The following is a 25,048-nucleotide window of genomic DNA, read 5'->3' on the forward strand; positions in this document are numbered from 1 at the left end:
TCTCCAGAATTAAATCCTATTGAAAAAAGCTGGGCTATTTTAAAAAAATCAGTTACAGAATTACTTCGTAAAATGGACTCTATAACTGATGCAATAACATACTATTTAAAAACTAAATGACTATATAATCGTGATCATTACCAGCTCCTCCCTATTCTTAAAGTCTGATTCATAGCCGTAAACTATTCCCTATTTGGGAGAGTATACTCAAGGGAAACGAGTCGTTGAGATTCAGGGAATAAATTTCAGATTTATTTTCAAAGTCTGATTTCATAAAAATACACCCCAATTCGTTAGATTTTTATGCCTAACGAATTGGGGTGTATAGTTTGGTAATAGAGATGTTTGGTTCTTTTTGTTCAGATTTTCTCTACTTTATCTTTAAACTCCTTGCAATTGGAGGAGTTCTTCGATTTCGGCTAGACTTTCTGCGCGTGAGATAGCACCACGGAGTTTGGCTGCTCCGGAGCTACCCCGGAGGTAGTGGGGAGCTAGGCCGCGGAATTCACGGATAGCGACATACTCACCCTTGAGATTGATCAAGCGGCGGAGATGTTCGTAGGCAATGCGCATTTTATCTTCAAAGCTGAGGTCTGGAAGGAGTTCACCGGTTTCCAGGTAATGATTGATTTGGTTGAAGATATAGGGATTTCCCATGGCGGCGCGTCCGACCATAACGGCATCGGCACCGACTACTTCTAAGCGTTGTTTAGCATCTTCAGCTGTTCGGATATCTCCATTTGCTATGAAGGGAATTTTTGTAAGAGCTTGGGCTACTGTATGCAAGGTTTCTAAATCAGCTACTCCTGTATACATTTGTTCCCGAGTTCGTCCATGCATGGCTAGAGCATCTACACCAGCACTTTCGGCAGCTAGAGCATTTTCCACAGCTAGGCTTGGATCGGCCCAACCAGTCCGCATTTTAACGGTTAGAGGGATGTCCAGATGCGATTTTACGGTTTTGAGAATGTGATAGATTTTGTCTGGATCTTTGAGCCATTTGGCACCGGCTTCGTTTTTCACAACCTTATTCACAGGGCAGCCCATATTGATGTCTACAATATCAGTTCGGGTATTTTCCTGAATAAATTCTGCAGCTCGTGATAGACTATCCGCATCGCTTCCGAAAAGCTGAATTGATACGGGATTTTCTCCCTCGTCGATATGAAGCATGTGGAGCGTCTTTTCGTTGTTGTATTGGATTCCCTTATCGGAGACCATTTCCATCACCACAAGACCAGCACCAAGTTCTTTGGCGATGGTTCGAAAGGCTGAGTTGGTTACTCCAGCCATTGGTGCTAGGATAGTCCGGTTTGGAATCTCGACACTTCCAATGTTGAAAGGTGTATTACGATTTTTCATTGATGAGTTCCTCTAAATCCTTATCTGTAAATTTATATTCTTTTTGGCAAAACTGACAGATGATTTCAGCCCCTTGATCTTGGTCAGCCATTTCTTGTAAGTCTTGATTTGGTAAGCTAGCCAAAGCGTTTAGGAACCGTTCCCTGCTACAGTCACAGAGGAAAGCGACAGGTTCTTCGCTCAGGCGGGTAAAATCATCTTCCCCGTAAATTGCTGCAAGCAAGGCTTCAATGTGGTCGTCAGATGCTAGCAGGGTCGAAATGGCAGGCATTTCCTGGATGCGTTTCTCAAAGCGAGCAATGTCTGCCTCCTTGGCACCAGGGAGAACTTGAAGCATGAAGCCTCCTGCTACCTTGACTTTGTCGTTCTCATCCAACAAGACATTGAGTCCAACGGCTGAAGGTGTTTGTTCGCTCTCTGTGAGGTAGTAGGCCAAATCTTCTCCAATTTCTCCGCTAATTAGTGGAGTGGTGGAAGTGTAGGGATTGCCCATTCCATAGTCTGTAATAACGATAAAATAGCCATTCCCCATGAAAGGTCCTACCAAGACTTCTCCTGTTGCGGTTTTCTTGATGTCTACGCCAGTATTTTGGATGTAGCCTTTGACATGTCCCTTGCTATCAGCAACAGAAATAATGTGGCCGAAAGAAGAATCCCCAATAATCTTTTGGGTCATTTTGGTATCGCCTTTTTGATTGGCGGCTAAGAGTAAGTTGGAAATGAGGGCGCGACCGAGGGCTACGGTAGAACTAGCCATTGTCTCATGAGCTTCTTGAGCAGCTCGCACAGTTTCAGTCGCATCGATTACAAAAGCGCGAAAAGCACTATTTTTTGCGGTAGTTTTGATTAAAGTATCCATGTCTTCCATTATAGCAAAAATCCGAAATTTTAAGTATTTGGTAATTTTGTTATCTGATAAAATACTGGCTCACGAGCCTAATCGGAACTGGAACTAGAATGCCAACCTATTTCAAAATCTGAATAAAATAACAGACAAGAGGCTGGTTTTATTGATCCAGCCTCCTTGTCTGTTATTAAAAATAGGAAACCCATAAAAGAAAGAGAAATGGGATATAAAGGGTGACATAGAGCCATTTAAGACGAACGATAATGGCTACCAGTTCTCGTAAGAAGGCACTAGGGATATAGTAGCTGGCCGTGTTACAACCAAGGCCGTCGCCTTTCATGCCAATTTGTTGGGCGTAAATACTAGTGCGGAAGACATGGTAGTCGTTGGTGACAAAGAGGAAGCGTGGTTCTGTTACTGCTTTCTCCCCTAATTCCTTTGAGTAGAGGAGATTTTGGTAGGTATTTGTCGAACGATCCTCCAAAATAATGGCTTCTGTTGGGATGTCTGTGGTTTCGAGAATGTAGTTTTGAATAGCTTTGGCTTCACTAATTTTTTCGTCAGGTCCTTGACCTCCGCTGGCGATGAGTTTGACAGCAGGATTAGTGGACTTGCGAAAGGCTTCGATGGCTTTATCTACCCGCTTTTGGAGCAGGGGTGTTACCTTTTCCCCTCCCAGGAGCCCAGCCCCATGGATGATGATAAAGTCATATTTTTTCTTTTTGGGCAAATGCAAATACAACCAAGAATAAATGAGAAATCCGGTAAAGGTGATTCCAAAAAGGATGTAGGTGTAAATAGCAATGTAGTAAGGAATATCGAGGAGTCGGTGTTGGATGAAGAATTCATAATAGGTCAGCCGTATAATAACCATGACATAAAAGAGAACAACAGCGACACCTAGAAAGAGAGAGAAGTAGTTAGCCTTGGAGCGTCCTTCCTTGCGGAGAAGGACGAAACCATTGTAAATGAGGAAAAAGCCACCGGCTAAAATAATCAAGGGGAGGAGAATGAAGAGGAATCCGGTGAAAATATTGCTGAGTATCTCAAAGCCTAACTGATAGCTTAGTGATGCTAGGTAGAAATAGCTGAAAATGAGGAAAATCATCATCAGGATAGGGTTGAGCAGGCTGCGATTATCCCGGAAGAAAGACCAAGTGAGGAGGAAACCCCAACAAAGTGGGTTGGGAATCGCTAAAATGGTTAAAAAGAAGAAGGGCAACATTTGCCAGATGGAAATTTGCTCCTGCTCTGGTCTAAAGACATACCAAAGGAGAAGCAAGGAGTATACCAAGCCCAAGGGCCAGGTTGGAATTAGGGCCTGAATAATTCCAGCTAGTCCTAAGAAAATGGAACTATATTTGTTGTCGGGCTGCCTCCAGTTCAAATAGGCAAAAAGACCAGCTGAAATCCAGCCGAGAATAAGAAAGTGCAGTTGATTCATGGTCTATCCTTTATCTATTTTATTTTTTAAATTATACCATGAAAAAGTGGAGGAAAACTTACGATTTTGGAAGGAGGAGAGCTGAAAAAATCCACTAGTATCTAGCGGATTTTGTAGGTTATAAGCTGTCCAAAGCGTCGATAGCAGCTTGGTAGTCAGGTTCTTGGTGAACATCTTCAAGATATTCAACATAGCGAACGGTGTTACTTTCATCCAAAATGAGAACTGAACGTGAAAGAATATGCCATTCTTCCATGAGAAGACCGTAAGCTTTTCCAAATGAATTGTCAAAGTAGTCCGATAGCATGACAGCCTTGTCGAGTCCTTCGACTCCACACCAACGTGCTTGTGCGAAGGGAGTATCAATCGAGATGGTGATAATGACGGTATCGGATTTTTGAGAGAGGTAGCTGTTAAACTGACGTGTTTGAGTTGAGCAGACACCGGTATCAATGGATGGAACAATGCTGAGAACTTTTTTCTGCCCCTCAAAATCGGAGAGGCTAACTTTTTCTAAATCTTTGTTGAGAAGCGTAAACTGCGGGGCTAGATCTCCAACTTGGAGACGGTTACCGATAAGATGGACTTCTTGTCCGAGAAATTGTGGCATAGGAAACTCCTTTCTTTTCTTTCATTTTATCTTAAATGTGGTGAAAAAGCTGATTAGGTGATTTGTTTTAGGGAATTCAAGAATAGCTGATGGTTCTTTTTGGAATTCACCCTGACATCCATGTCCTCTTCCTAGCTGCTTAAATATGGTATGATAGTAGGAAAAGAATGGAGGTTTCGTATGGTACGTCTACAAGATGATTTTTATGATGCAATCAATGGTGAGTGGGCGGCTACGGCTGTAATCCCTGAAGATAAGGCGCGGACTGGTTCCTTTGTGGACTTGGCGGATGAGATTGAAGAGTTGTTCTTGGAGAAAACGGATCAGTGGTTGGCAGGGGAAAATCTGCCTGAGGATTCTGTTTTGCAGGAATTTGTAGCTTTTCATCGTTTGGCATCGGATTATGATAAACGAGATGCGGAGGGAGTGACACCAGTCTTGCCACTGTTAGAAGAGTATAAGAATTTGAGCTATGAAGACTATCGCCAGCGTTTGGCGGAGTTTGAGATGGCGGGGACACCGAATTTCCTTCCATTTGGTGTCGCTCCAGACTTCATGAACGCCCGAATCAATGTTTTGTGGGCTTATGCGCCTGGAACGATCTTGCCAGATACTTCTTATTATGCGGAAGACCACCCGCAGAAGGATGAGTTGTTGGCTCTTTGGCGTTCTTCTATGGAAGAACTTCTGGTTAAATTCCCATTGACGGAGGAGGAAATTGCAGATCTCTTAGATAAGAGCCTGGAACTGGACCGACGGATTGCGGGAGTTGTGCTTTCTAGTGAAGAATCATCTGAGTATGCGAAACTCTATCACCCATATGCCTGGGAAGATTTTAAAGCTCTAGTACCAGATCTTCCTTTGGGAGATGTTTTCCAAGAGATTCTAGGTCAAGAACCGGATCAGGTGATTGTACCAGAAGAGCGTTTTTGGCAGGCTGCTGAGCTTTTCTATTCAGAAGAAGCTTGGCCTTATCTGAAGGCGTCTTTGATTTTGAATGTGATTTTACAAGCGGATGCCTACTTAACAGATGAGATTCGGGTCTTGTCAGGAGCCTATAGTCGTGCTCTTTCTGGGACTCCTGTTCCGATGAATTCGAAAAAGGCTGCTTACTATTTAGCACAGGGACCTTTCAGTCAAGCTTTGGGTCTTTGGTATGCTGCGAACTATTTTTCTCCTGAAGCTAAGGCAGATGTGGAAGCGAAGATCCAGCGGATGATTGAAGTTTATAAGCGTCGCCTAGAGAACAATGACTGGTTAAGTCCAGAAACTCGGGAAAAAGCTATTGTGAAACTCAATGTGATTCGCCCTTATATCGGCTATCCTGAAGAACTACCTGAACACTATGCAGCTAAGAAAGTAGACCCAAAGCTATCTCTCTTTGAAAATGCGCAAGCCTTGGGTCGTGTATCCATTAAACACGCCTGGTCCAAGTGGAATCAGGAAGTGGACGATAAGGAGTGGGGCATGCCTGCTCACATGGTCAATGCCTATTATAATCCACAGAAGAACCAAATCGTCTTCCCAGCAGCAATCTTACAAGCTCCATTCTATGATCTACACCAATCTTCTTCTGCCAATTACGGTGGAATTGGAGCCGTTATTGCCCATGAAATTTCCCATGCCTTTGATACCAACGGTGCCTCTTTCGATGAAAACGGCAGCCTCAATAATTGGTGGACCCAAGCCGATTATGATTCTTTCCAAGAAAGAACCCAAAAAGTGGTTGATCTCTTTGAAGGGCAAGATTCCTATGGCGCAAAGGTCAATGGTAAGTTAACCGTGTCGGAAAACGTCGCGGATCTTGGCGGTCTTTCAGCAGCCCTAGAAGCTGCTAAGCAAGACCCAGACTACTCCGCTCAAGCTTTCTTTGAAAATCACGCGCTTATCTGGCGTATGAAAGGTCGGGAAGAATTTATGCAAATGATGGCAGCCGTGGACGTTCACGCACCAGCCAAACTTCGTGTTAACCTTCAACTACCAAACTTCGATGAGTTTTTCCAAACCTTCGATGTGACCGACCAAGACGGCATGTGGCGAGACCCAGCTGACCGCATTCAGATTTGGTAAAATCAACGATAACAAAAAAGCATCCTGTCTCCAATCGAGACGGATGTCTTTTTGTTTATGCCTTATCTAGGGGAACGACTGCTAGCGTTTTGCCCAGACTGGCCAATACTTTTAGGACAGTATCCAGTTGTGGACTGGTTTTACCTGTCTCCATCCGAGCGATGACCGGTTGGCTGACACCAGCGAGTTCTCCGAGTTTTTGTTGGCTGAGTCCTTGTTCATTTCTGGCTCTTATCAATTCCAGCATAAGGGCAACTCGTAGGTCGCTTTCTCGAATCTCTTCTGGAGATAGGAGTTCCTTCTGGATGTCTTGCCAATTGCTTCCTATAGCGGAGTTCTTTGTCATGATTCTCCCCCTCTTTCTAGCAAGTCTTTGAGTTCCCGCCGGACCTTTTTAATTTCAGAAAGCGGTGTCCTCTGAGATTTTTTCCTGAAATGATGTAATAATATGAAGCTGTTATTAAGCTAGAAACAAAGAAAATGCGATCCTTAAGAAGGCGTAATTCTCAAATCCCCCCTCTATGTGCTTAACAAATGGTTCACCAGTCCTAGTACCTTCAGTCTGACGGATTTTGATGTAGTCGTTAATCTTATTTAATTTGATACGACTGTCTTTGCTGTCCGTAGATGCAAGATCACGAAGGTAATCTAGAAGTGGTTCTTTTCCCTGTCTATCTTTATAAAAATAAATGTTATACACTGCAGCTCTCCTTTGTTATAACTTTAAAATTATCAAAAATAAATACTTTTAAGTTATTAACTCTGAATTTTTTCTTTACGATTTATTCGGAAATTTAGGAGTTAACTGAAGGGGATTCCATTTATTAATGTGAAAAAAAGCCCGCTCCCTCTAGGTGCAGGCTGATGTCCGTAAAGGACCATGTCTTCTCAATGCTCGCAGAGGAGCTGTGTATTTTAGATTCTACGCTTATTTTTTTTGATTGTCAATTACAAACTGTTAGTTTTTAAAAAATTTTTGTTTCAGTTGTCTATCAAGTTTGTCTAAGGTAGCATCTGATATTTTAATTCCTTTTAATACACCGTAAGAATTTTTGGGATCAAAAATTCTCATTTTACTGATGGTAGTGATTTGATCAATAAGTGCGATACTCCCTGCCTTCATTCTACTGGTTTCAGTTTTGGTTCTTCTAGCATAATTAAATTTTGCTTGGAAATTTTCAATTTCTTGTTCGGATAATTCACTTAGTGAGACTGAGCTTAGCTCGGCTAGAAGGAGATTAAGTTTGTGGATTAGTTTATCGTAAATTTCTGATCCTAAATAGAGTTGATCTTTTCGTAAATGAGAAATGTCCGTGTGTGATTTGACTGAAGTAAGTGGAATAATTGTTAGAACGGGGTTGGACTGGTAATTATGAGCATCAATAACAATTGCATAATGAAGGCCTCCCTGCTCACTACCGACATTAAAACCGAGATGAGCTTTGATGATATTTCCCCTGCGGTATCGTAGAGTATTGGTTGTCTTAAAGGACTTCTCTTGCTCTAAGTAGTTTATCCAATCTTTGATCCAGAAGGATAATTTATCTGCTTTTCCTTGTTCGCCATGTGCGATTAAGTGAGATAGAAATGAGTCTAGCTTAGTTACAGCTTCATTTTTATGTTGGAATGATTCCAAGTTTGTTAATTTTTTTGCCACTGTCCCCTCCTTTCGATTGTTACACTTTTATTCGTAAAAGGAGTGGAGAAACGATTTAAATCCTCTAAATATGTAACCCAAATTCTTTGTTGTAGCACGAGAATAGCTTGGCTGGACTGCTTTTTTCATGGTATAATAGGAATAATTTATTGTTAAAGTGAGGCAGATGATGAGCTTTTATAATCACAAAGAAATTGAACCGAAATGGCAGAAGTTCTGGGCGGAGAATCAGACTTTCCGGACTGGAATGGATGCAGATAAACCGAAGTTTTATGCCTTGGATATGTTCCCCTATCCGTCTGGAGCGGGTCTCCATGTAGGGCATCCAGAAGGTTATACAGCGACGGATATTTTGAGTCGTTACAAGCGGGCTCAGGGTTATAATGTCCTTCATCCGATGGGATGGGACGCTTTTGGTCTACCTGCGGAGCAGTATGCCATGGATACAGGGAATGATCCTGCGGAATTTACGGCGGAGAATATTGCGAACTTTAAGCGTCAGATTAATGCCCTTGGTTTCTCGTATGACTGGGACCGTGAGGTGAATACGACGGATCCGAATTATTACAAGTGGACGCAGTGGATTTTTACCAAGCTTTATGAGAAGGGCTTGGCTTATGAAGCTGAGGTGCCTGTTAACTGGGTTGAGGAATTGGGGACAGCGATTGCCAACGAAGAGGTGCTTCCAGATGGAACTTCTGAGCGTGGGGGTTATCCGGTTGTCCGTAAGCCAATGCGTCAGTGGATGTTGAAGATTACAGCCTATGCGGATCGTTTGTTGGAGGACTTGGAAGAGCTAGATTGGCCTGAGTCTATCAAGGATATGCAGCGGAACTGGATTGGTAAGTCTTCTGGAGCGACTGTTCATTTCAAGATTAAGGGTCATGAGGAGACTTTCTCTGTCTTTACAACTCGTGTGGATACGCTTTTTGGAGCTAGCTACGCTGTTTTGGCTCCGGAACATGCCTTGGTGGATGTGATTACTACCCCTGAGCAGGCAGAGGCTGTGGCTGAGTACAAGCGTCAGGCGAGTCTCAAGTCAGACTTGGCTCGGACGGATTTGGCCAAGGAGAAGACAGGTGCCTTTACGGGTGCTTATGCTATCAACCCTGCCAATGGCAAGGAGATTCCAATCTGGATTGCCGATTATGTTTTGGCTAGCTACGGAACAGGTGCGGTGATGGCGGTTCCGGCTCATGATGCACGTGACTGGGAATTTGCTAAGGTTTATGATCTTCCTCTCCTCCCTGTTATTGAGGGTGGTGATGTTGAGAAGGAGGTCTATACTGGAGATGGGCCGCATATTCATTCAGAGTTTTTAGATGGTTTAAATACTGAAGAGGCTAAAGCCAAGATGACGGCTTGGTTAGAAGAAAAAGGGATGGGAGAAGAGACCATCACTTACCGCCTACGTGACTGGCTCTTTAGTCGCCAACGTTATTGGGGTGAGCCTATTCCAATTATTCATTGGGAAGATGGTACTTCCACAGCTGTTCCAGAAGACCAGCTACCGCTAGTCCTTCCAAAAACAAACGATATCAAGCCGTCTGGTACCGGGGAAAGTCCACTAGCCAACCTTACTGATTGGTTGGAGGTGACACGGGAAGATGGTGTTAAAGGTCGTCGGGAAACCAATACTATGCCACAATGGGCTGGTTCCAGTTGGTATTACCTCCGCTACATCGACCCTCACAACACAGAGAAGTTGGCTGATGAGGAGTTGCTCAAGATGTGGTTGCCAGTTGATATCTATATTGGTGGTGCCGAGCATGCTGTTTTACATTTGCTCTATGCCCGCTTCTGGCACAAGTTCCTTTATGACCTCGGCGTGGTTCCAACCAAGGAGCCATTCCAAAAACTCTTTAACCAAGGGATGATTTTGGGAACCAGCTATCGTGATGGCCGAGGTGCTTTGGTCGCAAGCGATAAGGTCGAAAAACGAGATGGATCCTTCTTTAATAGTGAGACCGGTGAAGAGTTGGAGCAAACACCAGCTAAGATGTCTAAATCCCTCAAAAACGTTGTTAACCCTGACGATGTGATTGAGCAATTCGGAGCGGATACACTACGGGTTTATGAAATGTTTATGGGGCCATTGGATGCTTCCATCGCTTGGAGTGAAGAAGGTCTGGAAGGAAGCCGGAAATTCTTGGATCGGGTTTACCGTCTCATTACGAGTAAGGAAATCACTGACCAAAACGATGGCCAGCTAGACAAGGTTTACCATGAAACCGTTAAAGCTGTAACCGAGCAGATTGAAGACTACAAGTTCAACACAGCCATTGCCCAATTGATGATCTTCGTCAATGCGGCTAATAAGGCCGACAAACTCTACAAAGGCTACGCTCAAGGCTTTGTTCAACTCTTGGCACCATTTGCGCCACACTTGGCAGAAGAACTTTGGCAAACCTTGACTGTTTCAGGTGAGTCCATTAGCTATGTGGCATGGCCAAGCTATGATGAAAGCTTCTTGGTGGAAGCTGAAGTTGAAATCGTTGTTCAAATCAAAGGTAAGGTTCGCGCTAAACTTATGGTTGCCAAAGACCTCTCCAAAGAAGACCTAGAAGCAACAGTCCTCGCCAATGAAAAAGTTCAATCCGAAATTGAAGGAAAAGAAATCATCAAAGTTATCGCAGTACCAAATAAACTGGTTAATATTGTTGTGAAATAATTGAAAAGCTAGGAACCGATGCTCAAGGGCGTTGATTCCTAGCTTTATTATTTTTATGTGATTATTGCTTGCTGTCCTCACGAATTGGATTGCGGAGCAAATAGAAGAGAAGAAGGACTGCTAATCCAAGGTAAAGGATAATCGTCCAATGAATGGGCAGATTCACAATGAAGAAGGACATTGCTAACTGGCTGATGATATTGGTAGCTTGAACAAATGTTGTAATGCTACTGGAGAGGAGAGCCAAGCGTTCAATTGGTAGGATGCTTAATAGATAAGCTTGCATTTTTGGTTGAAGAAGTCCCATCATGATTCCTATAAGGGCAAGACAGGCAAAGATCAACCAAATTTGTTGAACAAGGAGACTTAGAAATAGAAGTGGAAGAATAACTGCGGTGGAGGTGATGATTTGCCCAAGTTTCATATTTTTTGCAATTGTTCCCACTAAAATATTTCCAATGATTGAAAAGAGACTGATGATAGTAGTCATAATGACAACTGTTGATGCTGGTGTAAAGGGAGAGAGATTAGGAAAAGTAGCAATCATGGCTAACATCAAGGTGATGATTACGACTACAATACCATTGGCACTGGCAATGGAAATTAGTAAGGGATGAAGCTGTGGCAGTTGTCTGATGTCCTCCCAAGCTTTTTTCAAGGATTGTAAGAAAGAAGGGGGAGCGGCTTGTTGTACTTCGGATTCCTCCACTGGAATAAACCGGCCTAAGCGACCTCTCAGGAAAATCATGATGAAAGCGGCTGCTAAGAACGTTGTAGCGTTTAAGAAGGCCAGTTGGCTATAGCTGATCCAAGTCACCACAATAGCCCCTACTAATTGAAAGGCAATTGAAAGACCAGAACTAATTCCCTGACTGGTAGCTAGAATCTCTTGTCGTTCAGATTCGGGGAGTAGTTGCACTTGTATTGGAAGAAAGAGACTATTCTCATATTTGCCAGCCAGGTCAGAAAAGAAATTGATGGCTATTAAACTGATAATGAGGATTAGGGCAGGGTTAAATTGTAGGAGAAAACCGGCTCCAAGATAGAGCAGGAATCGGAACAGTTGACTACGAATGATCGCCAGAACTTTCTGTTGGGTCCGATCAGCCCAGTAACCAAGAAAAATGCTGAAAACAATGGGGAGACTTTCAGAGATTCCGACCAGAGCGATTGCTATTTCTTTTTCTGGAACTAAGAGTACATAGTTTAGTAAGGCTAGACTGTATAATGTATCTCCAAAATCAGATAGTAGATTGCTAATGAAAGTGGCTGCATAAAGCTTGTGATTTTTAAAGAACATAGAAACCCTCCCTTATTCCATTTTTAGGTCAATTTAATATTCGGAGTAATTGAAAATCCCTTCATAGGCTAATGGACTTGCTTAGGATTGAAGTTCTGAACCTACCTTACATCAGAAGGATGACCCAATTTTCCATTTTACAGGAGGCAAAATTTCTGCCCATCCTAATAGAGTTTTTTTAAAGTAATCTGTTTTACCAATATCTAGCCCAGATTGCACAGATTTATAGTTCTAAACAAATTCTTATCTACATTATTGAGTATTTCCAATATTATTACAAGGTCTTATTATGAATAATTGTAACACCATTAAATCTATTTGAATATTAGGAACTTGGTGATTTTGAAAACATCTGAATGGTTGTTGACGGGGGTGTCTGAAACAGACATCTTGAATCTCCTAGAGGTTGCGTGAAAACATGATAAAAAGATTACAGTTTTCAGTTTTACTTCATCAATATGGAACAAGAGAAAGGATTTACCAATTTTAACCCTTGACAAACCAATCCCAACAAACTATAATCTTGTCAGTTAATTCACAAAAGTCGAATTAGACTATACCAATTTTGGAGGAATTCAATTATGTGTGGAATTGTTGGTGTTGTGGGAAATTCCCAGGCAACTGATATTCTTTTGCAAGGATTAGAAAAGCTTGAGTACCGTGGTTACGATTCAGCGGGTGTTTATGTTTCAAATGGTGCCAACTCTGGTCGTTTGGTGAAATCCAATGGTCGGATTGCAGATTTGGAAGCCAAGGTTGGCGCAAGCCTTGAAGGTTTTACTGGGATTGGTCATACCCGTTGGGCAACTCACGGGAAACCAAGCGAACTCAATGCCCATCCGCATCAATCAGAATCTGGTCGTCTAGTCATGGTTCATAACGGTGTCATTGAGAATTATGCAGAAATCCGTGATGAATACTTAGCTGGGCACCAGTTCCAAGGTCAGACGGATACCGAAATCGCAGTACACCTTGTTGGCCATTTTGTTGATACTGAAGGGTTGAGCGTTTTGGAAGCTTTCAAAAAAGCTCTAAATATCATTGAAGGTTCCTACGCTTTTGCTCTGATGGACACTGAGAATCCAGAAGTTCTTTATGTAGCTAAGAATAAATCGCCACTCTTGATTGGCTTGGGTGATGGTTACAATATGGTGGGCTCAGATGCCATGGCTATGATTCGTGAAACCAGTGAATTTAAAGAAATTCATGATAAGGAATTGGTTGTTGTGGAGAAAGACCAAGTCACTATCACGGATTATGCAGGCAATCCGGTAGAGCGTGATAGCTATACTGCGGAGTTGGATTTGTCCGATATTGGTAAAGGTACTTACCCTTACTATATGCTGAAAGAAATCGATGAGCAACCAACCGTGATGCGTAAACTCATCTCCACTTATGCGGATGCTGATGGCAAGATGAAGGTTGATCCAGCTATCGTTCAAGCAGTACAAGAAGCAGACCGTCTTTACATCATCGCTGCGGGAACTTCTTACAATGCAGGATTTGCGTCTAAGAAAATGTTGGAAGAATTGACGGATACTCCGGTGGAGTTGGGAATTGCTTCTGAGTGGGGATATGAGATGCCACTCTTGAGTCAAAAACCGCTCTTTATCTTCTTGACTCAATCAGGAGAAACTGCTGATAGCCGTCAGGTTTTGGTGAAGGCTAATGAGATGGGAATTCCAAGTTTGACGGTGACCAATGTCCCTGGCTCTACTCTATCCCGTGAAGCGACATATACACTTCTTCTTCATGCGGGGCCAGAAATTGCCGTTGCCTCTACGAAAGCCTATACTGCGCAGATCGCAGCCCTTGCCTTTTTAGCTAAAGCAGTTGGTGAGGCCAATGGAAATGTGAAAGCTGAAGCTTTTGATTTGGTGCATGAATTGTCAATCGTAGCGCAATCCATTGAAGCTAGTCTATCTGAAAAAGACTTGATTGACAGCAAGGTTCGGAGTCTCTTGGAAACAACCCGCAATGCCTTTTATATCGGTCGTGGTCAGGATTACTATGTAGCGATGGAAGCTAGTCTTAAATTGAAAGAAGTATCTTATATCCAGACCGAAGGATTTGCGGCGGGTGAATTGAAACACGGAACAATTTCCTTGATTGAAGAGGGGGTTCCAGTTATTGCCTTATTATCTGCGAATGAAAAAGTAGCAGCTCATACTCGTGGAAATATTGCCGAAGTGCAAGCGCGTGGTGCTAATGTCTTGACGATTGTGGAAGAAGGTGTGGCGCGTGAGGATGACGATATTATTGTTAACCAAGTTCATCCGTATCTCTCTACGATTGCGATGGTTATCCCAACCCAGTTGATTGCTTATTACGCGACTCTTCATCGTGGTTTGGATGTGGATAAACCACGGAACTTGGCTAAATCTGTAACAGTTGAGTAGAATAGAAGTTGGCACCTTGTAAGGTTTATAGATGATAAAGAGGATGGTCCCAGACCATCCTCTTTTTGAGATAGTAGATTTTAAGCGGAAGGGGGAATGATTCCTGTTTCTTTACTCGGAATTAGCGAGTTCATTATTTTTGTGAATATTTCATATATTATTTTCGAATAGATAAGGGAAGAGTCGAGCAGCTTTATTGGTTTTTCCTTGACTTTTTAGGGGCATAGGTCTATTCTAATAGTATAGATGATGCAGTTTATTCAGCTTAATATAAGGAGGATTTATGAAAAAGAAACCGATATTTTTATATATTTTATTGGGATTATCAACTTTGGGCTTATTGATGAATATCTATGGTTTTATTCAACTTCCAAATATTCTCAAGGCATGGAATGAGTTTTTAACTGATGAGACAATGCTCCAACAATTGGGGGGCGTGGAAGTTGTCAAGCTTCAAATTGCTACATTGGAATGGTCAAGGAGCCCTCTGTCTCTCTCTTTGACTGCAGTGACAACGATTCTTTTTGGAGTTTCTGCTTTCTTTTTATTTTTCAAAAAGGATATTGAGAAATCTGTTTATAGCTACCTTGCAATGCGTGTCGCAGTGCTTGTAAGTGGTATGTTTGCTGTTATGAGTTCTAATCAAATGGCTCGTTCATTATTGAAAAATAAAGAAAGATTAGCAGAAACCTTGAATGCTAATAAATATGCTGCGATTATATCTGTGGTTATTTTTCTACTCCTATCTGCGCTTGCTTATTTTGGATTGCGTCGTTACCAGAAGAGTTTGGAAGACGAAGTTCTTGAAACAGAGGTGTTCTAATGCAGGAGTTGACCTTTGTTTATATTAGTCTTAGTGGCAATACAGAAAGTTTTGTCACGCGCCTCCAAACTTACTTACTCATCCAAAATCCTAGTTTGACCATCAATTTGATTGATGTTAAAGCTTTGGTCAAGGAGGAGCAAGAATTCTTTTTGCTGAATAGACCCTATGTTACTTTTATTCCAACCTATTTGGAAGGTGGGAATGGGCTTGATAATGGGGATGTGGAAATTCTGACTACCGATGTTCGAGATTTCATGGCCTATGGGGAGAATTCCTTTTATTGTCTAGGAGTTATCGGTAGTGGGAATCGTAATTTTAACCAACAGTATTGTTTGACAGCTCAACAATATAGCCAGCAATTCTCTATTCCTGTATTAGATACATTTGAAATGAGGGGAATGCAGAATGATGTAGAACGGATCGCCCATAAAATCCTGGAAGCTTATGCACAAATTCATTCTTAATCGTTAAAAACACCCAGTTGCTCTAAGAAATGAGCAATTGGGTGTTTTCTTGTTTATCGCATGGTGACAAATTCTTCAGATCCTGTTGGATGAATGGCGACGGTTGCATCAAAGTCTGCTTTGGTTGCCCCCATCTTAATCGCTACGGCGAAGCCCTGAATCATTTCGTCAACACCATAGCCAATACCGTGAAGTCCTATTACCTGTTCTTCTTTACCAAGGGTAACAAGCATCAGTTTAACAGGTTGACGGTGTTGGGTAACCGCTGTATACATAGATGCAAAAGTTGAGGTATACGTTTTAATATGCTCGGCTCCATATTTCTGGATGGCTGCTTTTTCGGTGAGTCCGACACTTCCAATAGCTGGATGGGAAAAGATTACAGTTGGGATCGTGTTGTAATCCATTTTGGCGTTCGTTTGCCCATTAAAGAGACGTTCAGCCAGAGTTCGTCCGGCTTTGATTGCTACCGGTGTTAATTCTTTTTCTCCTGTGGCATCGCCGAGTGCGTAGATACCAGGACTGCTTGTGTTTTGGTAGGCATCGACTTGGATAAAGCCGCGTTCTGTTTGTTTGACACCGGCTGCTTGCAAGTTCAGACCAGTAGTATTTGGCTCACGTCCGATAGCCCAAAGGACAGTCTCACTAACATGTGTACTCCCATCTTCAAAGCTTAATTGAATACCATCTGAGACTTTTTGAGCTTGCTGCACAACCTTATGGCGATGGAGGTGAATCTGCTCGGCTTCCATTTCTTGTAGCAATCCGTCGAGGATGTAGGAATCTAAATAACGCAACGGAGCATCTTGGCGGACAAAGAGATCTACTTGAACTCCAAGACTAGCAAGCATACCAGCCATTTCGACGGCGATGTAGCCTGCTCCAACAATTGCGATGGATTTCGGAAGCTCTTCCCAAGCAAAGACATCATCAGAGACGAAACCAAGCTCTTTCCCTGGAATATCCGGTATGCTAGGTTTGGCCCCTGTGGCAATGAGGATGTGTTTAGCACGGATAAGCTCCCCATTGACTTCAACTGTTTGTGGATTAACAAAGCGAGCATAGCCTTCAATGACCTCTACCCCATTTCGTTCAAATTGACCGCCGTAGGAATTACGGGAGCGTTCTACATAGGCTTCACGATTTTTTCGCAAGGTAGCAAAGTCAAACTGGGTGTCTGAGGATGTGAAACCATAATCTGCACCGTATTTTGTATAGACGTCCGCTACAGAGGCGCCGTACCACATGATTTTCTTGGGAACACAACCAAGATTGACACAAGTACCCCCAAGAAGATTCCCTTCAATAACAGCTGCTTTAGCTCCATACATAGCTGCCCGATTGACGGTTGCAATACCACCAGATCCTCCCCCAATCGAGAGGATATCATATTCTTTTACCATACTATTCACTCCTTTACCCCTATTTTACAATTTTAGCTTCAGAAATACTTAATTTTGATATGAAAAAAAGCTTTGCCGTTCGGCAAAGCCAAGAAGAGTTTACAACTCCGCAATTTGGGTGATATCGACTTCTGCAAGGGTGTCGTTCCCGAACATGGTAATCATCATTTTCACCTTGTTATGATCAATTTCTGTGATTTTACCAGTGTAGTCTGTGAAGGCACCATCGATGATACGGACGGTATCTCCTTCTTTGAAGTCTAGGTTCAAGTCTTCAACGGTTTGACCCATAGAGACTAGGATGGCACGGATTTCCTCTTCCAATAATGGTGTTGGTTTCGAACGGTTTCCGTGAGAGCCAACAAAACCAGTAACGTTTGGTGTGTTCCGAACGACAAACCAAGCCTCATCGGTCATGACCATTTCAACTAGAACATAACCAGGGAAGCGATTTTCTTCGACTTCTTTCTTTTTTCCATTTTTCTCAACCTGAACGGTTTGAGTTGGAATTTCAACGCGAAGAATATTCTCTAACATATTGTAGGTCTGTGCACGCTGGAGAAGATTCTCCTTGACCTTATTTTCATACCCAGAGTAGGTTTGAAGAACAAACCACCCCTTGTCAAAACTATCTAACATGGACATTCCTTTCCTATATAAAAAAGCCCGAAGGCTTGGGTGTTTTCTCCTCAATTATAACAAAAAAACTCCCGAACTTGGGGAGTTTTTATAGATTCTTATCGGAAAAAATCCAATAAAAGATTAAAGACTCTTGATACAGCCTGGTCAAATAGGAAAATGACAAGGATGAAAAAGGCAGAGTATTGTAGGACAGACCAAAAGTCAGTCCAGCGTTGTTTTCGATTGGGCCAAGTGGTATCCCGCAAGACCCGGAAGGTATCGAGGACAAATCTCATTGGTATCTCCTAACGTGTTTCTTTATGAGTGGTATATTTGCTGCAATGTTTGCAGAATTTATTAACTTCGAGCCGTGTTGGTTTGGGATTGCTGCTAAGCTTGATGGAGTAATTCCGTGAGCCACAAACCGTGCAGGCTAAACTTGCTTTTTTTAGTGCCATGATGCCTCCAATAGTCCTATTATAGCAAGATTTAAAATTCTTGCCAAGTTTTAATACAGGGAAACAGCGGTTCAGGCTAAAAGCCTATAGGATTTGGTGTTTCATGTTTATTGGAAAAGTCCGGTAAAGTTATCCCAAAGGTTCTTAGCTTTTTCTGGGAGCTGGGCGCTGTTTAAAGCTTCTTTAGCTTGATCGACCATAGTTTGAGCTTGGTTTTGGACATCGCTTAAGAAACTATTGAGATTACTTGAGTTGTTTGTCTCCTCTTGCTCATATAAATTGACAGGGGCAATACCGTTAGCAGCATAGGCATTTTGAACAGTGAAATTGCTGCCTTCCGTATAGGGGAGGACACTGGCGGCCACACTTTGGAAGATAGTTGCTGCTTCAGTTGATGAGGTTCCGGTTAGGTAGTGTTCCTGGTCAGTTTCAGGGAAACCGACCCATTGGCTGATGACTACGTCGGGGGTATAACCGATAACCCACTGGTCGCTTGAGACATCTGGGTTGAAATCAGTTTCCATGGTTCCGGTTTTACCAGCCATGGTGTAGCCGGCAGGGGCTGCATAGATACCGGTTCCATTGGTAAAGGTTCCCAACATCATTTGGTTCATTTTATCTGCATCGGAGTTGGACATGACTCGTGTAGAATTGGATTTATGGGTCTTGATAATCTGACCACTGGCATTTTCGATTTTGGTGATTAAATGGGCATCACGCATGACCCCATTATTGGCGAAGGCCCCATAGGCCTGAGCCATTTGAAGCGGATTTGTCTCAAAACCGCTTCCTAACGCCATGCCGAGAGTTGGAGTATCACTGGCTAATCTGAGGCCGAACTTTTTAGCACTTTCGACTCCTTTTTCAATTCCGAGCTCATCCAAGGTTGCGACAGCGGGGAGATTGAGGGAATCGGCTAAAGCTTCATACATCGGAACCGTTGGTGTAGTTGTCATACCAGCATAGTTATCAATACTATAGTCTCCATAGTTTTTTTTGCTGTTGTTTAGCTGGGTGTTGATCGACCAACCGGCAGCGAGAGCTGGTGTGTAGGAAACAATGGGTTTGATGGTAGATCCTGGGCTACGCTTAGACTGGGTAGCGTAGTTAAAGCTCCGGAATTCAGGATTTTCATCAGAATTAATACGTCCCACTAAGGCACGTACTCCCCCTGTTTGTGGATCTAGGGCCACACTTCCAGATTGAGCGTAAGTGCCGTCGGCAGCTTGTGGAAAGAGGCTTTCATTGTCATAAATCAACTGCATATTGGCTTGGTAGTTTTGGTCTAACTCGGTGTAGATCCGGTAGCCATTGTTCACAATATCTTCTTCGGAGAGTCCATAGTTTTTTTCGGCTTCTGCAATGACGGCATCAAAGTAGGATGGATAGCGATAGTCATCCGTCTTACCGGCATAGGTATCGGACAACTGGGAAGCCATCTCGATAGCTGCTGCCTGATCAGCTTCTTCTTGATCGATGTAGCCAGCGTTGACCATGTTTTGTAGAACCGTATTGCGTCGGTTGGTCGCATTCTCCAAGGAAGAGAGTGGATTGTAGAGTTCAGGTCCTTTGAGCATCCCCGCCAAGGTTGCTGCTTGATCCAGGCTTAGTTCACTCGCAGAGATTCCGAAGTATTTCTGACTAGCATCCTCGATTCCCCAAATTCCATTTCCGTAGTAGGCATTGTTGAGGTACATTGTTAGGATTTCTTCTTTGGAGTACGCTTTTGTTAATTCTAAAGCTAAGAAGAACTCTTTCGCCTTCCGCTGGATGGTCTGGTCTTGGGATAAATAGGCGTTTTTAGCCAACTGTTGGGTAATCGTAGAGCCACCTCCGCTACGACCCGCCGTTACAATGGCTAACGCAAAACGACCGTAATTGATACCGCTATTTTCGTAGAAAGAGCGGTCCTCAGTTGCCACCACTGCCTGTTGCAAGTTTGGATTGATGGCTGTTAATTCCACATAGGTCCCCTTACGACCGGTAAGACTCCCTGCTTCATCGTCATTGCGGTCATAGATAATGGTTGTGGCTTTGAGGGCGTTTTGTAAATCGTCAACATTGGCAGATTTAGCGAGGAAAAAGAGCCAGCCTCCAACAATCAAACTAAAGGATAAGATGAGAATGAGGAGGATTTTGGTCAGGTGGTAGCGCCGCCAAAAGCGGCGAAAACCAGTCCAGAATCGGCTTTTTTTCTTAGTTGCTATGCGACTGTTCTCGCTATCCTCAGATTCTTGAGATGAGGGGTCTGTGTAACCTTCGTTTTGGTTGTTTAACGTTTCGTCTTCGTGTTCGGTAGCCTTAAAGAGCTGTAAAAATTGCTCAAAGGCGGATTTTAGTCTATTCATAGGGCTATTGTATCAATTTCTCCACAAGTGAACAAGAAAATGCCTTAGCTTGCAGCTTGCTTTCAGTTTTTCTTAAGCTTTCTTTCTGTTACAATGAAGATATGAAGATTAGCATTACCATTCCTGTTGCCTGGACAGGTCTTACTATCAAACAAGTTTTGGAGGAGCAACTGCTGATTCCTCGAAAAATCCGGCATTTTCTAAGAATGGATAAGACATTGACCCTGGATGGACAAGAGGTTCATTGGCAAAGTATCGTTGTAGAGGGGCAACTCTTGGACTTGGAGTTTAAGGAGGACTGGTACGACTCCCGCCAAGTTCAAGCTGGGCAGGCGAATCAAGTGGAGGTACTCTATGAGGATGAGCATTTAATCGTCGTCAACAAACCAGAAGGGATGAAGACCCATGCCAATCAACCTGGTGAAATGGCCTGTCTAAATCATGTTGTGGCTCATACTGGACAAACCTGCTATGTGGTTCACAGGCTAGATCAGGAGACCAGTGGTGTGTTACTGTTTGCCAAGAATCCAGTGATTCTTCCATTGCTCAATCGACTGTTGGAAAGACGCGAAATCAAACGGGAATACTGGGCTTTGGTACAAGGGAATGTTCCACAAAAACGGCAAGTTTACCGAGATCCGATTGGTCGCCATCGTCAGGACCGCCGTAAGCGTAGAGTGGATACTAAGAATGGTCAGAGGGCAGAGACCATGGTGACAAGGCTCAAGTCGGGGCGGAATGTGACCTTGGTGGCCTGTCAGTTGGCAACGGGACGGACACATCAAATTCGGGTGCATTTGTCTCACCACGGTTATCCCCTTTTGGGGGATCCTCTTTACCATCCCCATCCAGAGGGTCGTTTGCTGCTCCATGCTCATCGTTTAAGTTTTGTTCATCCTCTGACACAGGAGGCTCTGGTTCTGCAAGCTCTATCGCCCAGTTTTGAAGCAAGTATAACGTTTGCATTAAATCGCTAATTTTTGTGAATTTTCTTGCTTTTTTTTCTATAAAAGAGTAAGATAAGGGAGATAAAAAATTGGAGGAAGTAGGAATATGTCACATATTCAATTCGATTATTCAAAAGTGCTCGACAAATTTGTAGCTCCACATGAAGTGGACTACATGCAAGCACAAGTTTCAGCAGCTGACGAACTTCTACGCAAGGGAACAGGAGCTGGAAGTGACTTTACAGGCTGGTTGGACCTTCCTGAAAATTACGACAAGGAAGAGTTTGCGCGTATTCTTGAAGCGGCTGAGAAAATCAAAGCTGATAGTGAAGTCTTGGTTGTTATCGGAATTGGTGGATCTTATCTTGGTGCGAAGGCAGCGATTGATTTCTTGAACAATCATTTTGTGAACTTGCAAAGCAAGGAAGAGCGCAAGGCACCACAAATTCTTTACGCTGGAAATTCCATCTCTTCTACTTACTTGGCAGACTTGGTTGAGTATGTTGAAGATAAGGACTTCTCAGTAAACGTAATTTCTAAATCAGGTACAACTACAGAACCAGCGATTGCTTTCCGTGTTTTCAAGGAACTTTTGATTAAAAAATACGGTCAAGAAGAAGCCAATCGCCGGATCTACGCAACAACTGACCGTGAAAAAGGTGCGGTTAAAGTAGAAGCTGATGCCAATAACTGGCAAACATTTGTTGTACCAGATGATGTCGGTGGTCGTTTCTCAGTTTTGACAGCTGTAGGACTGCTTCCAATTGCTGCGTCTGGTGCAGATATTCAAGCTCTTATGGATGGAGCGAATGCTGCTCGTAAAGACTATGCTTCAGCGGACTTGAAAGAAAACCAAGCTTATCAATATGCTGCAGTTCGCAATATTCTTTACCGTAAGGGATATGCGACTGAAATCTTGGTCAATTATGAGCCATCTCTTCAATACTTCAGCGAGTGGTGGAAACAATTGGCAGGAGAGTCAGAAGGAAAAGACCAAAAAGGAATTTACCCAACATCTGCAAATTTCTCCACAGACTTGCACTCTCTTGGTCAATTTATCCAAGAAGGAGCCCGTATTATGTTTGAAACAGTGGTTCGTGTAGACAAACCACGTAAAAACGTGATAATCCCTGAATTTGCAGAAGATCTAGATGGTCTAGGCTATATTCAAGGAAAAGATGTGGACTTTGTAAACAAGAAAGCAACTGACGGAGTCCTATTGGCTCACACAGATGGAGATGTGCCAAATATGTTTGTGACCCTACCTGAACAAGATGCCTTCACTCTTGGTTATGTGATTTACTTCTTCGAGTTGGCAATTGCTATTTCTGGTTACCTTAACGGAATCAATCCATTTGACCAGCCAGGTGTTGAAGCTTACAAGAAAAATATGTTTGCCCTTCTTGGTAAACCTGGATTTGAAGACTTATCTGCGGAGTTGAATGCACGTCTATAATCAAAAGAAGAGGTTGGAGACTTTCCAACCTCTTTTCTTGTAGGAAAGATCTGAGATTCGATGTATAGCTGTTTTGGAATAATCTGAATCTATTTGTCAATCAACTACTGTGTCAAAGTATTTTGACCCCTTAAAAATGAAAAACTGTTACTGGAGCCCAGTCTTAAGGATTTGAATCCTCTTCAAGAAATTTTTAATGAGACTTGGTTATAGAATGACATCCCAGATTTTTCATGCTACATCTGGCTTCTTGCTGCTACTTGTTTTATACTGCATGCTGTTGGACTTTTTGCAGAGGAGTGACTGGACTTGGATGTGTAAATAAAATGAGAGTTGAAGGGATTCGTCATTAGTGTATAAGAAAAAGGGATTGATTGTATCAGTCCCTTTAAGTATTGTTTAACCAGTTGTTTTATTTTTTGCAAAGTATTTTATGACTTTCTAACTATTATATCACAATAAAAAAATTTTTTATAGACTAGTTTTTTATTTAAAAAGTGATATACTATAAATGTGAAAGAAATCACAATTATAAATTGAAAATTGTCATATATTAGAAAAGGAGATTAATCATGAAAAATATGTTTATACAACATAGAAATCGACACTTTTCTTGTGGCTACAGCTCAAGGCTCAAATTCGGAGGAATCACGTGCCCATTCAATGCCATCAAGTGGTACCTATAAATTTAAAGAAACATCCTATATTAGAAATGAACCTAAGATGTCAGCGGCTATTATAGCTCGGTATGATGTAGGGATGACTGTCAATTATGATAAAATCTTGAAGTCTGAGGGTCACGACTGGCTTAGCTACATCTCAAGATCAGGTGTAAGAAGATATATTGCGATTAATTAGAGGAGTTATCAGATGAAAAAAAGTGGTGTTCTATTATTAGCAGTCTTATTGTTGGTAGCTTGTTCGAAGGAATCTAAGGTTGAGAATAAATCAACTAGTTCATCTAGTAGTATTCAACAAGCTAAGAGTTCATCATCTATGAGTAAGAGTAGTTCTTCTAGCTCTAAGATTCGTCTTAAGCCAGCTAGTTCTACTGAAGTGAACTCTGGGGCGGCACTTTCAAGTGAATCGCTAGTGGGAGAGCAAGCGGCTTCTTCTCAACAAGTCAGTCAAGGAGTATCTGCTACTGAATCTGTTGTTACGAGTGAAATTTCCCCAGTTTCAGGGAGTGAGATGGCATCTGCTATGAATGTTGGTGATGCTTTGGTATCAGGGGACTTCTCTTCTGTAGCAGGTACATGGCAGGATGAGTATGGTAATCAGATAACTATGGGTGCAGATGGTTCACTTCAGATTAGGATGGCATCTGGGGATCATATTTCAGAAGAAGCGAGAGCAAATTTGAGTCGGGATTTGTATGTTTTAAATGGGTATGGTTCATGGGATGGAGCAACTTATGTAGTAGCGACAGATAATGGTTATACAACTTCAGCATTACCTCGTTTTTCTATTGATACTCAGAATGGAACTGTGGCTTTAGTTCCCAATGGAGCAGAAACTTATTCAGGAACATTTTCACGTGTTGAATAATTCATAAAAGGTTGGGGCATCCCAGCCTTTTATGCTGTTTTGTCAACTGTAATAGGTGATGATCGTTTCTGTTTAGCATGTCTTTGGCCTCAGTTGTTTCTTATCTGCAACAGATATGGGTAGAATTTGAGATTTATTAAAAAATTTTCAAATTTTATCTTTTGGAAAGAAAGAGGTGGGAGTAGTGGATCTAGGAGCTGGTTTTCTTTTTTAGAATGATTCCTGTTAATTATGGAGAAAAAATAAGTAGATTTCCGAACAATTCTAATAAGAAAGGGTGTTGCGGAAGTGGGACGGATATGTTAAGCTTATCTGTTTTTGCTATACTGATGCTGTGAATATTTTTCACAACATTCTTTTACCAATAGGGAAACGGAGAGAATTTTTCGTTTTTCTAGTATCCTTTCTATTATTTCCAGAAGGAACCCTCATGGGTTCTTTTTTGTATCAGTTGATGTGTCATTGTCTCTAAAAATAAATGTATACCGATTTTATACTCTTTTAGATTATAAACTGTATATGATATACTATTTTTATGGCATACGGAATTGATTTTAGAAAACGGGTCCTTGAATATGTTAAAGAGGGACATACACGTAAAGAAACAGCAGCTTTAT

The 25,048-nt window shown here is 42.3% G+C and carries 21 protein-coding genes and 1 pseudogene; 9 read left to right on the forward strand and 13 right to left on the reverse strand.

Going from position 1 to position 25,048, the window contains the following annotated elements; translation table 11 throughout:
- Nucleotides 1–381 precede the first annotated feature (381 nt).
- From dusB to tpx, 4 genes are all read right to left on the reverse strand, one after another.
- Entirely contained in the window at nucleotides 382–1,362 is a 981-nt protein-coding gene (gene dusB / locus ACXM1Q_RS05810) for a tRNA dihydrouridine synthase DusB (RefSeq protein WP_458517032.1), read from the reverse strand.
- The gene (hslO, locus tag ACXM1Q_RS05815; protein ID WP_458517034.1) at nucleotides 1,349–2,221 is read right to left on the reverse strand and encodes an Hsp33 family molecular chaperone HslO; all 873 of its coding nucleotides are present in this window, start codon (nucleotides 2,219–2,221) and stop codon (nucleotides 1,349–1,351) included. The genes dusB and hslO overlap by 14 nt, the downstream gene beginning before the upstream one ends.
- Nucleotides 2,222–2,396: 175 nt before the next feature.
- Nucleotides 2,397–3,653 (reverse strand): YdcF family protein, encoded by a 1,257-nt coding sequence (locus tag ACXM1Q_RS05820; protein ID WP_458517036.1) that lies wholly within the window; start codon nucleotides 3,651–3,653, stop codon nucleotides 2,397–2,399.
- A gap of 118 nt (nucleotides 3,654–3,771) precedes the next feature.
- Nucleotides 3,772–4,263 carry a thiol peroxidase gene (tpx, locus tag ACXM1Q_RS05825; RefSeq protein ID WP_135038176.1) on the reverse strand — a complete coding sequence of 164 codons (492 nt, stop codon included), beginning with the start codon at nucleotides 4,261–4,263 and terminating at the stop codon, nucleotides 3,772–3,774.
- Nucleotides 4,264–4,443: 180 nt separating this feature from the next.
- Between tpx and ACXM1Q_RS05830 the strand changes: the two genes are divergently transcribed.
- Nucleotides 4,444–6,333, forward strand: a complete 1,890-nt coding sequence (locus ACXM1Q_RS05830; RefSeq protein ID WP_458517040.1) for a M13 family metallopeptidase — start codon at nucleotides 4,444–4,446, stop codon at nucleotides 6,331–6,333.
- A 55-nt stretch (nucleotides 6,334–6,388) separates the two neighbouring features.
- On the opposite strand, the gene ACXM1Q_RS05835 is transcribed toward ACXM1Q_RS05830, so the two are convergent.
- The 3 genes and pseudogenes from ACXM1Q_RS05835 to ACXM1Q_RS05845 all read right to left on the reverse strand — a co-directional run bounded on the left by ACXM1Q_RS05835 (nucleotide 6,389) and on the right by ACXM1Q_RS05845 (nucleotide 7,990).
- Nucleotides 6,389–6,679, reverse strand: coding sequence for a helix-turn-helix domain-containing protein (locus ACXM1Q_RS05835; protein ID WP_458517042.1), 291 nt, complete (start codon nucleotides 6,677–6,679; stop codon nucleotides 6,389–6,391).
- Nucleotides 6,676–7,033: pseudogene (locus ACXM1Q_RS05840) on the reverse strand (type II toxin-antitoxin system RelE/ParE family toxin). The gene ACXM1Q_RS05835 and the pseudogene ACXM1Q_RS05840 overlap by 4 nt, the downstream one beginning before the upstream one ends.
- Nucleotides 7,034–7,291: 258 nt before the next feature.
- Complete coding sequence (locus tag ACXM1Q_RS05845; RefSeq protein ID WP_458517044.1) at nucleotides 7,292–7,990, reverse strand: type II toxin-antitoxin system PemK/MazF family toxin; 699 nt, start codon at nucleotides 7,988–7,990, stop codon at nucleotides 7,292–7,294.
- Between the two features lie 169 nt (nucleotides 7,991–8,159).
- Between ACXM1Q_RS05845 and leuS the strand changes: the two genes are divergently transcribed.
- Nucleotides 8,160–10,661, forward strand: coding sequence for a leucine--tRNA ligase (gene leuS, locus ACXM1Q_RS05850; RefSeq protein ID WP_458517067.1), 2,502 nt, complete (start codon nucleotides 8,160–8,162; stop codon nucleotides 10,659–10,661).
- A gap of 61 nt (nucleotides 10,662–10,722) precedes the next feature.
- Here leuS and ACXM1Q_RS05855 read toward each other — a convergent pair whose 3' ends face one another.
- On the reverse strand, nucleotides 10,723–11,961 hold the full coding sequence (locus ACXM1Q_RS05855; RefSeq protein WP_458517046.1) for an MFS transporter: 1,239 nt from the start codon (nucleotides 11,959–11,961) through the stop codon (nucleotides 10,723–10,725).
- Between the two features lie 581 nt (nucleotides 11,962–12,542).
- Here ACXM1Q_RS05855 and glmS point away from each other — a divergent pair.
- From glmS to nrdI, 3 genes are all read left to right on the forward strand, one after another.
- Nucleotides 12,543–14,360 carry a glutamine--fructose-6-phosphate transaminase (isomerizing) gene (gene glmS / locus ACXM1Q_RS05860; protein WP_458517048.1) on the forward strand — a complete coding sequence of 606 codons (1,818 nt, stop codon included), beginning with the start codon at nucleotides 12,543–12,545 and terminating at the stop codon, nucleotides 14,358–14,360.
- Nucleotides 14,361–14,643: 283 nt separating this feature from the next.
- Nucleotides 14,644–15,183, forward strand: coding sequence for a hypothetical protein (locus ACXM1Q_RS05865; protein WP_458517050.1), 540 nt, complete (start codon nucleotides 14,644–14,646; stop codon nucleotides 15,181–15,183).
- Nucleotides 15,183–15,650: a class Ib ribonucleoside-diphosphate reductase assembly flavoprotein NrdI gene (gene nrdI / locus ACXM1Q_RS05870; protein WP_458517052.1), complete on the forward strand. Its 468-nt coding sequence runs from the start codon at nucleotides 15,183–15,185 to the stop codon at nucleotides 15,648–15,650. Before ACXM1Q_RS05865 ends, nrdI begins: the two co-directional genes overlap by 1 nt.
- 53 nt (nucleotides 15,651–15,703) lie before the next feature.
- Here nrdI and gorA read toward each other — a convergent pair whose 3' ends face one another.
- The 5 genes from gorA to pbp2a form a co-directional block, all read right to left on the reverse strand.
- Complete coding sequence (gorA, locus tag ACXM1Q_RS05875; protein WP_458517054.1) at nucleotides 15,704–17,053, reverse strand: glutathione-disulfide reductase; 1,350 nt, start codon at nucleotides 17,051–17,053, stop codon at nucleotides 15,704–15,706.
- A gap of 99 nt (nucleotides 17,054–17,152) precedes the next feature.
- Nucleotides 17,153–17,692, reverse strand: a complete 540-nt coding sequence (gene nusG / locus ACXM1Q_RS05880; RefSeq protein ID WP_135038104.1) for a transcription termination/antitermination protein NusG — start codon at nucleotides 17,690–17,692, stop codon at nucleotides 17,153–17,155.
- Nucleotides 17,693–17,790: 98 nt separating this feature from the next.
- The gene (secE, locus tag ACXM1Q_RS05885) at nucleotides 17,791–17,970 is read right to left on the reverse strand and encodes a preprotein translocase subunit SecE (RefSeq protein ID WP_135038106.1); all 180 of its coding nucleotides are present in this window, start codon (nucleotides 17,968–17,970) and stop codon (nucleotides 17,791–17,793) included.
- Nucleotides 17,971–17,979: 9 nt separating this feature from the next.
- Nucleotides 17,980–18,132 carry a 50S ribosomal protein L33 gene (gene rpmG / locus ACXM1Q_RS05890; protein WP_135038108.1) on the reverse strand — a complete coding sequence of 51 codons (153 nt, stop codon included), beginning with the start codon at nucleotides 18,130–18,132 and terminating at the stop codon, nucleotides 17,980–17,982.
- 107 nt (nucleotides 18,133–18,239) lie between these two features.
- On the reverse strand, nucleotides 18,240–20,480 hold the full coding sequence (gene pbp2a, locus ACXM1Q_RS05895) for a penicillin-binding protein PBP2A (RefSeq protein ID WP_458517057.1): 2,241 nt from the start codon (nucleotides 20,478–20,480) through the stop codon (nucleotides 18,240–18,242).
- A gap of 101 nt (nucleotides 20,481–20,581) precedes the next feature.
- On the opposite strand from pbp2a, the gene ACXM1Q_RS05900 reads away from it, so the two are divergent.
- The 4 genes from ACXM1Q_RS05900 to ACXM1Q_RS05915 all read left to right on the forward strand — a co-directional run bounded on the left by ACXM1Q_RS05900 (nucleotide 20,582) and on the right by ACXM1Q_RS05915 (nucleotide 24,431).
- Nucleotides 20,582–21,457 (forward strand): RluA family pseudouridine synthase, encoded by an 876-nt coding sequence (locus tag ACXM1Q_RS05900; RefSeq protein ID WP_458517059.1) that lies wholly within the window; start codon nucleotides 20,582–20,584, stop codon nucleotides 21,455–21,457.
- Between the two features lie 76 nt (nucleotides 21,458–21,533).
- A complete protein-coding gene (locus ACXM1Q_RS05905) occupies nucleotides 21,534–22,883 on the forward strand; it encodes a glucose-6-phosphate isomerase (protein ID WP_458517061.1) in 1,350 nt (449 codons plus the stop codon).
- Nucleotides 22,884–23,546: 663 nt separating this feature from the next.
- Nucleotides 23,547–23,741, forward strand: coding sequence for an SH3 domain-containing protein (locus tag ACXM1Q_RS05910; protein ID WP_458517063.1), 195 nt, complete (start codon nucleotides 23,547–23,549; stop codon nucleotides 23,739–23,741).
- A 12-nt stretch (nucleotides 23,742–23,753) separates the two neighbouring features.
- Nucleotides 23,754–24,431, forward strand: a complete 678-nt coding sequence (locus tag ACXM1Q_RS05915) for a DUF6287 domain-containing protein (RefSeq protein ID WP_458517065.1) — start codon at nucleotides 23,754–23,756, stop codon at nucleotides 24,429–24,431.
- Nucleotides 24,432–25,048: the final 617 nt, after the last annotated feature.

The organism is Streptococcus sp. 10F2 (assembly GCF_054331515.2).